The sequence below is a fragment of the Rhizobium sp. WSM1328 genome, assembly GCF_057653715.1.
Map to the genome: position 1 here is coordinate 3,777,220 of NZ_CM172788.1, position 13,506 is coordinate 3,790,725.

At 61.3% G+C, this 13,506-nt stretch carries 15 protein-coding genes; 5 read left to right on the forward strand and 10 right to left on the reverse strand.

Features of this window, described 5'->3' with window-relative positions; translation table 11 throughout:
• Positions 1-75 precede the first annotated feature (75 nt).
• Positions 76-1,053, forward strand: coding sequence for a sugar-binding transcriptional regulator (locus AC2444_RS18875; protein WP_012759059.1), 978 nt, complete (start codon positions 76-78; stop codon positions 1,051-1,053).
• Between the two features lie 6 nt (positions 1,054-1,059).
• Positions 1,060-1,575 carry a hypothetical protein gene (locus AC2444_RS18880; RefSeq protein ID WP_012759060.1) on the forward strand — a complete coding sequence of 172 codons (516 nt, stop codon included), beginning with the start codon at positions 1,060-1,062 and terminating at the stop codon, positions 1,573-1,575.
• Between the two features lie 14 nt (positions 1,576-1,589).
• On the opposite strand, the gene AC2444_RS18885 is transcribed toward AC2444_RS18880, so the two are convergent.
• Both AC2444_RS18885 and AC2444_RS18890 read right to left on the reverse strand, forming a co-directional pair.
• Entirely contained in the window at positions 1,590-2,462 is an 873-nt protein-coding gene (locus AC2444_RS18885; RefSeq protein WP_012759061.1) for a methylated-DNA--[protein]-cysteine S-methyltransferase, read from the reverse strand.
• Positions 2,463-2,541: 79 nt separating this feature from the next.
• Positions 2,542-3,039, reverse strand: coding sequence for a DUF2244 domain-containing protein (locus tag AC2444_RS18890; protein WP_017995238.1), 498 nt, complete (start codon positions 3,037-3,039; stop codon positions 2,542-2,544).
• Between AC2444_RS18890 and nth the strand changes: the two genes are divergently transcribed.
• Entirely contained in the window at positions 3,038-3,844 is an 807-nt protein-coding gene (nth, locus tag AC2444_RS18895) for an endonuclease III (RefSeq protein ID WP_171815700.1), read from the forward strand. The two genes, AC2444_RS18890 and nth, sit on opposite strands and share 2 nt — an antisense overlap.
• On the opposite strand, the gene AC2444_RS18900 is transcribed toward nth, so the two are convergent.
• Positions 3,809-4,387, reverse strand: coding sequence for a TetR/AcrR family transcriptional regulator (locus AC2444_RS18900; RefSeq protein ID WP_012759064.1), 579 nt, complete (start codon positions 4,385-4,387; stop codon positions 3,809-3,811). The genes nth and AC2444_RS18900 overlap by 36 nt on opposite strands.
• 81 nt (positions 4,388-4,468) lie before the next feature.
• Between AC2444_RS18900 and AC2444_RS18905 the strand changes: the two genes are divergently transcribed.
• The gene (locus tag AC2444_RS18905) at positions 4,469-4,894 is read left to right on the forward strand and encodes a VOC family protein (protein WP_011653606.1); all 426 of its coding nucleotides are present in this window, start codon (positions 4,469-4,471) and stop codon (positions 4,892-4,894) included.
• A 3-nt stretch (positions 4,895-4,897) separates the two neighbouring features.
• On the opposite strand, the gene AC2444_RS18910 is transcribed toward AC2444_RS18905, so the two are convergent.
• On the reverse strand, positions 4,898-5,611 hold the full coding sequence (locus AC2444_RS18910) for a sulfate transporter family protein (protein ID WP_128449215.1): 714 nt from the start codon (positions 5,609-5,611) through the stop codon (positions 4,898-4,900).
• A 234-nt stretch (positions 5,612-5,845) separates the two neighbouring features.
• Here AC2444_RS18910 and AC2444_RS18915 point away from each other — a divergent pair, with 234 nt between their 5' ends.
• A complete protein-coding gene (locus AC2444_RS18915) occupies positions 5,846-6,700 on the forward strand; it encodes a MurR/RpiR family transcriptional regulator (protein ID WP_003543085.1) in 855 nt (284 codons plus the stop codon).
• A 51-nt stretch (positions 6,701-6,751) separates the two neighbouring features.
• Here AC2444_RS18915 and AC2444_RS18920 read toward each other — a convergent pair whose 3' ends face one another.
• From AC2444_RS18920 to AC2444_RS18945, 6 genes are all read right to left on the reverse strand, one after another.
• Positions 6,752-8,335, reverse strand: a complete 1,584-nt coding sequence (locus AC2444_RS18920; RefSeq protein ID WP_012759066.1) for an FGGY-family carbohydrate kinase — start codon at positions 8,333-8,335, stop codon at positions 6,752-6,754.
• Positions 8,335-9,024, reverse strand: a complete 690-nt coding sequence (locus AC2444_RS18925) for an HAD family hydrolase (protein ID WP_012759067.1) — start codon at positions 9,022-9,024, stop codon at positions 8,335-8,337. The genes AC2444_RS18920 and AC2444_RS18925 overlap by 1 nt, the downstream gene beginning before the upstream one ends.
• Positions 9,025-9,120: 96 nt before the next feature.
• Positions 9,121-10,602 carry a mannitol dehydrogenase family protein gene (locus tag AC2444_RS18930; protein ID WP_012759068.1) on the reverse strand — a complete coding sequence of 494 codons (1,482 nt, stop codon included), beginning with the start codon at positions 10,600-10,602 and terminating at the stop codon, positions 9,121-9,123.
• An 85-nt stretch (positions 10,603-10,687) separates the two neighbouring features.
• Entirely contained in the window at positions 10,688-11,686 is a 999-nt protein-coding gene (locus tag AC2444_RS18935; RefSeq protein WP_012759069.1) for an ABC transporter ATP-binding protein, read from the reverse strand.
• A gap of 18 nt (positions 11,687-11,704) precedes the next feature.
• Positions 11,705-12,535: a carbohydrate ABC transporter permease gene (locus tag AC2444_RS18940; RefSeq protein ID WP_012759070.1), complete on the reverse strand. Its 831-nt coding sequence runs from the start codon at positions 12,533-12,535 to the stop codon at positions 11,705-11,707.
• A gap of 1 nt (position 12,536) precedes the next feature.
• Positions 12,537-13,409, reverse strand: a complete 873-nt coding sequence (locus AC2444_RS18945) for a carbohydrate ABC transporter permease (protein ID WP_020487036.1) — start codon at positions 13,407-13,409, stop codon at positions 12,537-12,539.
• Between the last annotated feature and the right edge of the window lie 97 nt (positions 13,410-13,506).

Here is a 13,506-nt window from a genome sequence, read left to right on the forward strand (position 1 = left end):
CCCCCGGCAACAAAAGCGTCGCTAAGGCCTTTCATCCCATGAGGGATCTAGGGCAGGAAATCGTGCGGAGGAGATGTGGTCAAGCTCAAACGCGGCACGCACACGGCCTATTCGGAGGCATCCTCGCTACGGCTCAGGGCGGCATGGCTCTATTACAACGAGGGCCTTACCCAGAAGGACGTCGCCGAACAGCTCGGCATCAGCCGCACCACGGTGATCCGCCTGCTCGACGAGGCGATGAAACGCAGCGAAGTCCAGATCTGGATCAACGATTCGATCGGCGACTGCGTTGAACTCTCGGTGAAGCTGGAGCGTGCCTATGGCCTCGACGAGGCGATCGTCGTCCCTGCGCCGGTCAATGGCGACGTCAATTCGCTGGCGAGAAATGTCGGCCTGGCGCTTGGCCAGTTCCTCTCCGAAGCCATTCCGGACGACTACACCATCGGTGTCGGCTGGGGCCGTACCATGACCGCCTCGCTGTCGAGCTTCCGGCCGCCGCGCCGCGCCAATTGCAAGGTCGTCTCGCTGCTGGGCGGCATCGTCGCCGTGCATCAGACGAACCCGATCGATTACACCTGGCGGCTGGCTAACCAGCTCGGCGCCGAATGCTACATGTTCCTGGCGCCGCTTCTGGTCGACTCCATCGAGACCAAGCGCAACCTCATCGAGAAATGCGGGCTGGACACGATCTACCGTCTCGCCGAAAATCTTGATCTGGCGATCGTCAGCTGCGGCGATATCGGCCCGCATTCGACCTCGCTGTCGGAGGGCTGGATCTCGAAGGCCGAGCTGCAGGAGTTGATCGATGCCGGCTGCGTCTGTGACACCATGTTCAACTTCCTCGACAGGGACGGCAATTCGGTCGACCACTCGATCAATCGGCGCGTGATGTCCGTCGATCTCGACACGCTGAAGGAGGCAAAGCACATCGTGCTCTCCTCCGGTGGCGCCCATCGGGCCGTGGCAATCCGTGCGACGATCAAGCGCATCGGCTGCAACACGCTGATCACCGATGAAAGTGCTGCCCGGGCATTGCTGGAATTGGCGGAATAGAAACACATGCTCCCACTTGACAACAAGCGTTGGGGTGAGTTGAGCCATTGCTATGGCCCGGCAGCCGATACTCCGGCACTGCTGAGAGCATTGGACTTGCCGGCCGGACCGGACTTGTCTCCCGATGCGGAACCTTGGTTCAGCCTATGGTCAAGCCTCTGTCATCAAGGCGACGTCTACACTGCTTCATACGCGGCGGTCCCTCATATCGTCAGGATCGGGCTTGCGACGACGGCACCGATCGACTTCTCTTTCTACCAACTGCCGGCAAGCATCGAAATTGCCCGGATGACCGGGCGGGGACCGGAAATACCTGCTGATCTGGAAGAGGCCTACCACCACGCGATCACATCGATGACTGACTGCGTCAGCTTGCACCGCCATGAAACCTGGAGCAGATCGACGCTCCTCTCGGCAGGCGCAGCCCAAGCAGTCGCGAAAGGTCACATCGACATCGCCGAAGCCCTATTGAATCTGGACGACGACATTATCGCCCGGATCAACAATTTTGACTTCGACTAATTGCGGCAGGCCCCTCAGGCGTGCGCCGATTCCCAACCGAGCATCGCCCGCTTGCGGGTGAGGCCCCAATGGTAGCCCGTCAGTGCGCCGTTCTTGCCGAGCGCCCGATGGCAGGGCACCACGAAGGAGATCGGGTTTGCCCCGACCGCCGCACCCACGGCGCGCTGCGCCGTCGGGCTGCCGATATCGTTGGCGATATCGGAATAGGTGACGGCCTTGCCGAACGGGATCTTCAGCAGGCTCTGCCAGACGCGTACCTGGAAGTCCGTGCCGATCAGCACGACACGCAGCGGCTGGTCCGAGGACCATTTGCCGGGCTCGAAGATCCGGGCGGCATAGGGGACCGTCGCCTGCAGGTCTTCGACATATTCGGCGTTCGGCCAGCGGCAGGTCATATCCTCGAGGCAGGCCCTCTCGTCGCCGGAATCGCTGAAGGCAAGGCCGGCAAGGCCGCGGTCGGTCACCATGATCAGCGCCACGCCGAAGGGGCAAATGTGGAAGCCGTAGCGGATGATGAGACCGCCGCCCTTGGCCTTCCATTCACCGGGCGACATCGCCTCATGGGTGACGAAAAGATCATGCAGCCGGCTCGGCCCGGAAAGGCCGACCTCGATCGAGGTCTCGAGCAGCGGCATGTCTTCCTTGCGCAGCAGCCGCTTGGCGTGGTCGAGCGTCACCGCTTGCAGGAAGCCCTTGGGCGATAGTCCTGCCCAGCGGGTGAAGGTCTTCTGCAGCTGGGTCGGCGACTGGTTGAGCCGCGCCGCGATCGCCTCCAGCGAAGGCTGGTCGCGGTAATCCTCGGTGATGAGTTCGATCACCCGACGGACAATGTCATAATCAGGGCCGTCAGGCGTGATGTCTGTCTGCAGGTTGGCAATCATATTCATCGTCTTTCTCCTTGTAACAAGGAGATAGTCAAGTGGGGGTGAGCAAACCACCCGATTCTTGCGCATCCGCCGGATAGGTTCAGATCCGCTGCTTGACCGTCGCCAGCGCTCCCTTGAAGGCTTTGGCGAAGCTTTCGCGATCGTCGGGATTGAGGAAGGAGCCGATATCCGTGCGCCGGCCCTCGCCGAAGATATGCATGGAAAGGATGCCGATCTCCTGGTGCCGGCGAACGAGGAAGCGTGCCCAGAACGGATTGAAATGATGCTCCACCATCCGTCCTGATGGCGCAAACTTGCGCACCGACACGTCCGTACGTGACACCGTCACCTGTTCGTGCGCTTTCCCGGAGCGGTAATTCAGCCAGAAAGCGCCGTAGAGAAGCAGGAAATCCAGTCCGAAGAAGAAGCCGATCGGCCAGGCCCCCGTCGCGATGAAGAACGTGCCGTAAAGCAAGCAGACGGCACCGGATAGGGCAAGCAGCACCTTGAAGCCCCGGCGGCCGAGCGACCGGTGGGGAAAGAGCTCGGCAGCGAAAACAGGCTGCTCATTGAAGCTGTCGGCGTTGCTTTCCATCATGGCTGCTGAGTATAGAGTTTCCATGGCGAATCCGAAACTCAAATCCGTTACCAAGACGCCGCAGGGCACGAATGTGATTGCCCGCCGCAAACCGGCGGCAGCGGTGCGCACGGCCTATTCGCTGACCGAACGCGAGGAGATATTCCGCCGCTTCTCGGTGCAGCGGCCGCAACCGAGGGGCGAGCTCGAGCACACCAACCCCTTCACGCTCGTCGTCGCCGTCGCGCTTTCAGCGCAAGCGACCGATGTTGGCGTCAACAAGGCGACGCGCGCGCTCTTCAAGGTTGCCGATACGCCGGAAAAGATGCTCGATCTCGGCGAGGAGCGGCTGCGCGATTACATCAGGACGATCGGCCTCTACCGCAACAAGGCGAAAAACGTCATCGCGCTCTCGCAGATGCTGATCGACCAATTCGGCGGCAAGGTGCCGGAAACGCGCGACGAACTGGTGAGGTTGCCGGGCGTCGGCCGCAAGACCGCCAATGTCGTGCTTTCCATGGCCTTCGGCCAGGCGACGATGGCCGTCGACACACACATCTTCCGCATCGCCAATCGCACCAGGCTTGCCCCCGGCAAGACACCAGACGAGGTCGAGGCGCGGCTGATGAAGGTGATCCCGAGCCATTACCTCTATCACGCCCATCACTGGCTGATCCTGCACGGTCGCTATACCTGCAAGGCGCGCCGCCCCGAATGCGAGCGCTGTATCATCGCCGACCTCTGCAAATCGCCGGAGAAGAGTTGGGATGTGCCGGCGCCGCTGGTCGAGCTACCGCCGCAGGTGATCGGCGAGGCCGTCGAGTAGGACTGCGATCGCCTGCTCGTAATGCCGCCTTTCAGCGCCCGCCTCGATCGCGATCGCCGCGCGATCGAAGGCCGCCGATAGCAGCGACGTCAGCGGTTCGAGCATGGCGCCGGCCTCTGGAAGCATCGCTGCAAGCCCTGCCCGCAGCGTCGCTTCCGCATTCTCTGCATCGATCGCCGCACTCGCCAGCGGGCCGAGAACGGCAGGTGCCTCGATCAGCAGCAGCTGCGTGCGCCCTTGCCCCATCATCGCATCGAAATAGGCCGAGGCACCGGCGATCAGCATGGCACGCGGCGCGTCGTAGGACGCCGAACGCGCCTCGATCGCCGCGGTCACCGCTTTCGCCTCGCATTCGATAACCGCCCTAAAAAGCGCCTTCTTGTCTTCAAAATGATGGTAGAGCGCACCACGCGTCACTCCCGCCGCCGCGACGATCTCCGGCGTCGCGGTTTCGGCATAACCTTTTTCGACGAAGAGACGTCGACCGGCATCGATCAGTGCCTGTCTCGTCTGCTCCGTTCTCTCGCGATTGCTGCGGCCCATGCACACCTCTTTACATACAAACAGAATGTATGTTAATAGACAAAAACATACAGATTGTATGTAAAAAAGGAGGAAAACGAGATGAAATCGACGAGCTATTATCCTGTCATGATGACCGACGACGTTGCCGGCACCGCCAGCTTCTATTGCACGCATTTCGGCTTCAAAGCTCTGTTCGAAAGCGACTGGTATGTTCACCTGCAATCGGCAGAGGAGGAGCATATCGCGCTTGCCATCCTTGACGGCAGCCACGAGACCATCCCGGCCATAGCCCGCGGCAGGGTGTCCGGCCTTCTCCTCAATTTCGAGGTCGGCGATGTCGATGCGATCTATGCAGCCTGCCGGAGCGCCGGCCTGCCAATTCTGAGAGAAATCCGCGACGAGGATTTCGGCCAGCGGCATTTCATCACCGCCGATCCGAACGGCGTGCTGATCGACATCATCAAGCCGATCCCGCCGAGCGCCGAATTCGCGGCGATGTACGACACCTCCGCCCTGCCCGCTTGAGTCTTAGGCACGCAAACCGGTGTCCTTAGCGGAAACCAACTTGTGCAGATGCACCATCATACCGGCGGCAAAAAGCGGCGTCAGAAGATTGACGATCGGGATCGCCAGGAAAAGGACGATCATCAGCCCGCCGAGAAAGACGGTGGAGGCATGCTTGGCGCGGAAGAGCCGCGCCTCATCCGGCGAACGGAAGCGCATGGCGGCGAATTCGAAGAATTCCCGTCCGAGCAGATAGCCGTTCACCAGAAAGAACGCGACCAGATTGACGCCGGGTATGAACAGCAGCAGCAATGCCAGGATATTGCCGAGAATCACCACACCGAGAAACTTGATCGAGCTTACCATCGCCGGACCGAGCGGCATGGCGGTGCCCGGCGCGTCCTTGGGATAGTCGCGCTTTTCGATGACCTCGGCGACGTCGTCGAGAAACAGGCCGGCAATCAGCGCCGTCACCGGCGACAGCAGCAGCGCCAGCATGAGAGCAAGGCCGATTCCGGCAAAAATTGCGAAGATGAGAGCGAACCACCCCGCCCAATCCGGCATATCGGGAAAGAAGCTCGTGAGCCAGGGAAAGAGAAAGGCCATGAAGGCCCCGCGCAGCGCGAACCAGAGGCCGACAAGCACGAGAACCGTCAGGCCGAGCACCTTCCAGAAGACAGAGCGTGTTTCCGATGCGAACAGATTGGCGAGCGAAAGTCGAGCGGCGTCAAGAATCATGTCTCAGGCGTCTCCGGTTGCGCCGAAGATGTAGGGAAGATGCGGGCCACCGACAAGAGAGAATAAAATTGCATTCAGTAATAGAAAACTTGTCGAAAACCAAATACTAATATAATATTGTGGCATACATGAAATACGCACGGGCCTGAGAAGCAGCTTCCGAAATAGTTGCAAAGACAAGGGGTCGCAACAGCGCATCCACGGAACGCCTCTGAGGAAGATGGGGAGGCTGCCGTGGAAGACTTTGTGCAAAAACTCAGGCAATACGCAAAAACCGGCACACCCGCCGAGCGCCGTATCGCGAAATATTTCACCGAACATCTGAACGACCTGCCATTCGAGACGGCTGCGTCCGTTGCCGACAGGCTGGATCTCTCGCCGATGACCGTCGGGCGCTTTCTGCGCTCGCTCGGTTATCAGGGATTGGACAGCGTCAAGGTGGAGATTCGCGAGACCGTGACGACATCGCCGGCGCAATTACAGAGCGCCATGAGCGAGCTGCATGCCGACGCCGCGGAGGGCAAACCGCTGGCCGTGCTGGTTGCCGAACAGATCCAGGCCCTCCATCATATCTATCATCTGACGGCGCAGCCGCACTGGTCGGAAGCCGTCGGCTTGATCAGCACTGCCCGCGAAGTGTCGATCGCCACGCATGCGCGGCTCGCAAGCCTGGCCAATCATTTCTGCCAGCGGCTGACACAAGCCCGCGACGGCGTGCGCACGCTCGACGCCGCCGACAACCGTTTTGCGGAACTCTTCGCCCGGCTGGCGGTCGACGACGCACTGCTCGTCATCATCGATTGTCGCCGCTTCGCCAAGGCGCGGCTGCTTGCCAGAACGGCGCGGCGCTACGGCTATAAGGTCGTGCTGATTTCGCCGCAGCAAGCGGACTGGATGGCGGACCAGTCGAACGTCATGCTGCCTCTGCCGCCCGCTCGTGCACCCGATCTCGACAATCTTCCGCCGCTGATCGCGCTGCTCGATTGCCTGTCGGAATCCGTCATCCTCCAAGTCGGAGAAGAGGCGGCACTTCGCCGCCGCCGCATGATGGAGTTCGCGACCGTGCTCGGCGAGACGGCGAACCACTAATTTTAAAAGGATCATGCGCAGATTCAAAGTGATGGAGCGCCGCGCGGCGCTCTATTGCATCGTTTCCAATTCGGCGCGGTGCCGGTGCATGGCGAGAAGTCGGCGGTAGTCGCGGTCGTAGAGCGCCTGCTTCGCCTTGTCGGGAAGCCGTTCGTCGGCGCCCGGATACATCGCCTCGCCGGCCGCCGCCAGATCCTTGTACAGGCCGCAGGCGACGGATGCTGCGATCGCCGTGCCGAGCAGCACTGCCTCGTTCATCTTCGGCACCACGACCTTGCAGCCGGTCGCATCGCTATAAAGCTCCATCAGCACCGGGTTCTTCACATGCCCGCCGGCGATATGCAGCGTATCGGTCATGTAACCGTATTGCTTCATCATTTCCAGAATATGGCGGATGCCGAGCGCAATGCCCACCGCAGAGCGCCAATAAAGCGCGCAGAGCCCGTCGAAGGACGTATCGAGCGTCAGTCCACTGACGACGCCGACCGCATGCGGATCGGCGAGTGGCGAGCGGTTGCCATGGAAATCCGGCAGCACGAAGATCCGCGCACCGAAGGCATCGCCCTCCTCGGCCCGCAATTCGGCGATCCGCGCGACGATCCTCTGATGCAGCGCCGCCGTTGGCTCGCCGCCGGCCGCATGCATGCGCACGATGTGGTCGAGCAGCGCGCCGGTCGCCGATTGCCCGGCCTCCACCAGCCAGGATTGCGGGAAGACAGCCTCGTAATAGGGACCCCACATGCCATGGCTCGGCTTGCGCTCCCGCGAGAACGTAACGATGCAGCTCGATGTGCCGGCAATCAGCGCCAGCTGGTGCTCGCGTTTGACAGGATCAGCGGCATAGCCGCCGAGCGCGCCGAGTGCGCCGGCATAGGCGTCGATCATCCCGGCAGCGACACGGCAGTCCACAGTCAGCCCCAGCGCTTCTGCCGCTTCCTCAGTCAGCCGGCCGACGCTGTCTCCGACAGGCGTGGTCTCATCCGGCAGGTGGCCGCGCGCCTGAAGGTCCTCGAGGCCGATCCGCTCCAGGAAATCCTGCTGCCAGCCCTTTTCGAGATGGGCGAGATAGTTCCATTTCGCCGTCAGCGTGCAGCGCGAACGGGCGGCCGATCCGGTCGATTTCCACGTCATGAAATCGGCGAGATCGAAGAAGTAGCCGGCCGTTTCCCATGTGGCGGGCAGCTTTTTCTTCAGCCACATCAGCTTCGGCATTTCCATTTCCGGCGACATCACGTGGCCGGAATGTTCGAGCACCCTGTGCTCCGTCGCCGTGCAGAAATCGGCTTCCTTCAGCGCCCGGTGATCGAGCCAGACGATCGTGTCGAAACGCCGGTCGCCGCCTGTGGAAACGCTGAGCTGCCGGCCCTCGATGTCACGGACGACGAGCGAGCAGGTGGCGTCGAAGCCAATCGCTCCGACCGAGGCGGCGGCGATGCCGGATTGCTCCACCGCCCTGCGCACTGCCGTGCAGGCGGCCGACCAGATGTCTTCGGAATCATGCTCGGCATGGTTTTCGCGTGGCCGGTTCATCACGATCGGATGCTCGGCCTTGGCGAGCAGACGGCCGCGTACATCGAAGACGCCGGCGCGCGCGCTGCCCGTGCCGATATCCACCGCAACCACATGATCACGCATCAAGTCTTGGTCCCGTCCAGCTTATGGTTGCGGACAAGGTGTATCAAATCCGGCATGGCGTCAAACACCACATCAGGCGAAAGGCGGTCGAGTTCGGCACGATATCCGGTGAAATTGGCGTGTGATCCGCCGGTGAAGGCAAAGACCGTCATGCCTGCTGCCTTGGCGGCGGCAATGCCGGCCGGGCTGTCTTCGACGACAAGGCAATGAGCCGGCTCGACCTGCATTTCACGCGCCGCATGCAGGAAGAGATCGGGCGCCGGCTTGCCGCGCTTGACCATCGTTGCGCTGAAGATGTCGGGCAGCCTGTCGAGAAGCCCGGTCACCGACAGCGACAACCGGATTCGCTCCATCTGGCTGGAGGAGGCAACGCAGCAGCGAACGCCCAGCCTGTCGATCGCCGCGGCGATACCGTCGATCGGCTTCAGTTCCGTGCGAAAACGAGCGTAGAGTTCGATGCGGATACGCTCGAGGAATTCCTCGTCGGCATGGACGTTGAATTCGGTTTCCAGCGTATCGATGAGGGTCGACAGGCTGCGGCCGAGAAAACGCTCATAGGCCTGGTCCTCGGTGATCGAGACGCCGAGATCGTTCATTGCCCCGACGAGCACGCTGATCGAGATCGGCTCGCTGTCGACGAGTACGCCATCGCAATCGAAGATCACCAGCCGTGTTTCAGCATCAGCCATGCAAGACCCAACCTGAGTTCAATTCGGACGCGTTACCGTCCCGCTTCACTCGCAAGGCCGGATGAATGGCGGCAGTAGAGACCGCCACCGAATTTCTTACACTGCGAGCTTGCCGTCGAGATAGAGCTGCAGCGTCTCCCGCGTGCCCTTTTCCCACAGGGTTTTGAGAGCATGGGCAAAACGCTTGCGGAAAAGTTCGGATTTTGCCACTTCGCCGAAAATATCGTCGAAGACGAGGAAGGCCGATGGATCGTCCTTGGCTTTCAGCGCTGCCGCATGCAGGCGCTCTGCGCTCGCGTCGTTGAAGACGATATCCTTGCCGCTGTCGGTCTTGCCGGCGAAATAACGGCACCAGAGTGCCGAAACCAGCGCCAGACCGACGACGTCCCTGCCCTGACTCAAATTGTTGAGCGTCGACGGCAGGATGAATTTCGGTTGGCGGTTCGAGCCGTCCTGCGCCAGCCGCGGAATGGTGTCGGCAATCTTCGGATTGAGCAGGCGATGTTCGATCAGCGCGAAATAATCCGTCAGCGACGTGTTCGGCACCGGCGGCACGATCGGAATGATCTCGTCTTTCTCGAGTTTGGCGAGGAAGGCGCGGATCAGCGGGTCTTCCATGGAATCATGCACGAAGTGAATGTCCATCAGCGCCGCCGGATAGGCGATCGCGGCATGCCCGCCGTTGAGGATGCGGATCTTCATATGCTCGTAAGGCGTGACATCGGCAACGAAGGTGACGCCGACCTTTTCCAGCGCCGGCCGGCCGGCGGTGAACTTATCCTCGAGCACCCATTGCTTGAATTCCTCGCAATAAACCGGCCAACTGTCCTCGATCTGGAAATTGTCCCTGAGGAAATCGATCTCGCGCTGGCTGGTCGCCGGCGTGATTCGGTCGACCATGGCGTTCGGGAAGGCGACATTCGCCCGGATCCAGTCGGCAAAGGCAGGATCCGAAAGTGCCGCCGTGCCGACGACGGCATTGGCGGTGACGATGCCATTATGGGGAATGTTGTCGCAGGACATGACGGTGAAAGGTCCGATGCCCTTGTCCTTGCGCGCCTTCAGGCCGGCGACGATCAGGCCGAACACCGTCTTCGGCGCGTTGGGGTTCTCTCCGTCTGCGGCAATGGCCGGATGGGCCGGATTGAACGTGCCTGAGGCATCGATGAAATAACCGCCCTCGGTAATCGTCATCGAAACGATGCGGATTTCGGGATCGGCAAGCCTGGCGATGATCGCAGCGGCATCGCCGACCGGCAGGATGTCGATCATCGGTGCGGTGACGCGCGCCGCCGTCTTGTTGTTGTCCTGTTCGACCACCGTCGTCAGGAAATCCTGCGCCGCAAGCTTTTCGCGCATCGCCGCATCCGACGGCAGCACGCCGGCGCCGACGATCGCCCAGTCGTGATCCGTGCCCGCGTTGAAGAGATCGTCGAGATAGATCGCCTGATGGGCACGGTGGAAATTGCCGACGCCGAAGTGCACGATGCCGGCCTTCAGCGACGCCCTGTCATATCCAGGGATGGCAGCAGTGCGCGCCACATCCGAAAGCGTTGCCAGCGATAGTTTGCACGTCATGTTTCAGTCCTCTTGAAGGTCTTGCCGAGACGGCCGGGCGCCATCGTCCGGCTCGCATGCCTGCCCTCCGGCCCGGCCGGCTGCCTCAGATGGCAAGACCGCCTTCGTTGAATTTATGAATACGCGAACGGTCCGGCGTCAGGAAGACCGTATCGCCCGCTTTGGCGGCGAAATCGCCGCTGCCGCGCGCCGTCAGCATGCCGATGCCATCGGCATCGATATGCAGGAAAGTGTCGGAACCAAGATGTTCGGCGACCACGACCCTGCCCTTCCAGTCGCCGCTTTCCATCGACAGCAGCACATGTTCGGGCCGGACGCCGATGGTATGAGCATTGAGCGCGGCGGCGTTTTGGCCGGTGATGAAGTTCATCTTCGGCGATCCGATGAAGCCGGCGACGAAGAGGTTCAGGGGACGGCTGTAGAGTTCGAGCGGCGATCCGACCTGCTCGATATTGCCCCGGTTCAGGACGACGATCTTGTCGGCCATGGTCATCGCCTCGACCTGGTCGTGGGTGACGTAGACCATCGTCGTCTTCAGTTGCTGATGTAACTCGCTGATTTCGAGGCGCATGTTGACGCGTAGCGCCGCATCGAGGTTCGACAGCGGTTCGTCGAACAGGAAGGCCGAAGGTTGGCGCACGATGGCGCGGCCGATCGCCACGCGCTGGCGCTGGCCGCCCGACAGCTGGCGCGGCTTGCGCTCGAGATAGTCGGTGAGGTTAAGCACCCGGGCGGCATCGCTGACCTTGCGGTCGATCTCCGCCTTGTCGATGCCCGCCATCTTCAGCGGGAAAGCGATGTTGTTGCGCACGCTCATATGCGGATAAAGCGCATAGGACTGGAACACCATGGCAAGGCCGCGCTCGGACGGCGCCTTTTCGGTGGCGTCCCTGCCGTCGATGACGATCTTGCCGCCGGAGACGTCCTCGAGCCCGGCGATCAGCCTGAGCAGCGTGGACTTGCCGCAGCCCGACGGACCGACGAAGACGACGAACTCGCCGTCCTTGATGTCGAGATCGATCGAAGGGATGACCTTGGCTTCGCCGAAGACCTTGGAAACCTTCTGAAGGGTAATGCTGCCCATGTTTCTCTCCCTTTTATGTTATTTCACAGCGCCGAAGGTCAGGCCGCGGACGAGTTGTTTCTGACTGAACCAGCCAAGGATCAGGATCGGCGCGATCGCCATCGTCGATGCCGCCGAGAGCTTGGCGTAAAACAGACCCTCGGGGCTGGAATAGGAAGCGATGAAGGCCGTCAGCGGCGCCGCCTTCGAGGCGGTGAGATTGAGCGTCCAGAACGCCTCGTTCCAGGCAAGGATGATGTTCAAAAGCAGTGTCGAGGCAATGCCGGGCACGGCCATCGGCGTCAGCACGTAGACGATCTCCTTCATCAGCGACGCCCCATCCATACGCGCCGCCTCGAGGATCTCGCCGGGGATTTCCTTGAAGTAGGTGTAGAGCATCCAGACGATAATCGGCAGGTTGATCAGCGTCAGCACGATCACCAGGCCGGTGCGCGTGTCGAGTAGGCCAAAATTGCGGAACATCAGATAGATCGGGATCAGCGCGCCGACCGGCGGCATCATCTTGGTCGACAGCATCCACATCAGCACGTCCTTGGTCCGCTTGGTCGGCGAAAACGCCATCGCCCAGGCGGCCGGAATGGCGATGATCAGGCCGATCAGCGTCGAGCCGAAGGAGATGATCACCGAGTTCATGAAGTGGCTGAGATAGTTCGACCGGCTCTGCACCTCCGCGTAGTTCTCCGTCGTCCAGTGGAAGAACAGGAACTGCGGCGGCGAGGCGATGGCATCGGCTTCCGACTTGAAGCTGGTGAGAAACGTCCAGAGAATCGGGAAGAAGATCAGGATGCCGAGCGTCCAGGCGATCGCGGTGACGATGAGCTTGCGCTTGGTTGTGACTTTTCTGGCCATCTCAAGCCTCCAGATTCTTGCCGACGAGGCGCACGAGGAAGATCGCGACGATATTGGCGAGGATAACAGCCACGATACCACCGGCCGATGCCCCACCGATATCGAACTGCAGCAGCGCCTGGGCATAGACGAGATAGGTGAGGTTGGTGCTGTCGGTGCCCGGCCCGCCATTGGTGGTGACGAGGATTTCGGCAAAGACCGAAAGCAGGAAGATCGTCTGGATCAGGATCACCACGGTGATGGCGCGCGCCATGTGCGGAAGGATGATGTAGATGAACTTCGAGATCGGTCCGGCGCCGTCCATCTCGGAGGCTTCCTTCTGCTCCTCGTCGAGCGACTGCAGCGCCGTCAGCATGATGAGGGTGGCAAACGGCAGCCATTGCCAGGCGACGATCAGAATGACGGAAAACAGCGGCGCATTCGCCAGCCAGTCGATCGGCTGCAGGCCGAGCGCCTTGGCAAGATGCGCAAACAACCCGTTGACCGGGTTCATGAACATATTCTTCCAGACCAGTGCTGCCACCGTCGGCATGACGAAGAACGGTGCAATCACCAGGATGCGCACGATGCCCTGGCCGTACATCGGCTGGTCGAGCAGCAGCGCAAAGGCGATGCCGCCGATGACGGTGATCAGCAACACGCCGGCAACAAGCAGCAGCGTGTTGATCAGCGCGGCGAAGAAGGCCGGATCCGACAGGAAATATTCGTAGTTCAGGAAACCGACGAAGCTCTCCATGCCGGGGCTGAGCAGATTGTAGTTCAGCAGCGAGAAATAGATCGTCATCGCCAGCGGGACGATCATCCACGCAAAAAGCAGCAGCACGGAGGGCGCGATCATCAGGCGCGCGGAGGAGCGGGTGTGTAACGTTGCCATGGCAATCACCGATCTGGACTGAAGCGGGGAGCGGCCGCAAGGCAGCTTTGTCTGGAAAAAAGCGGCCGCCGATGCAGTTCGGGCAATCGGCGGCCCA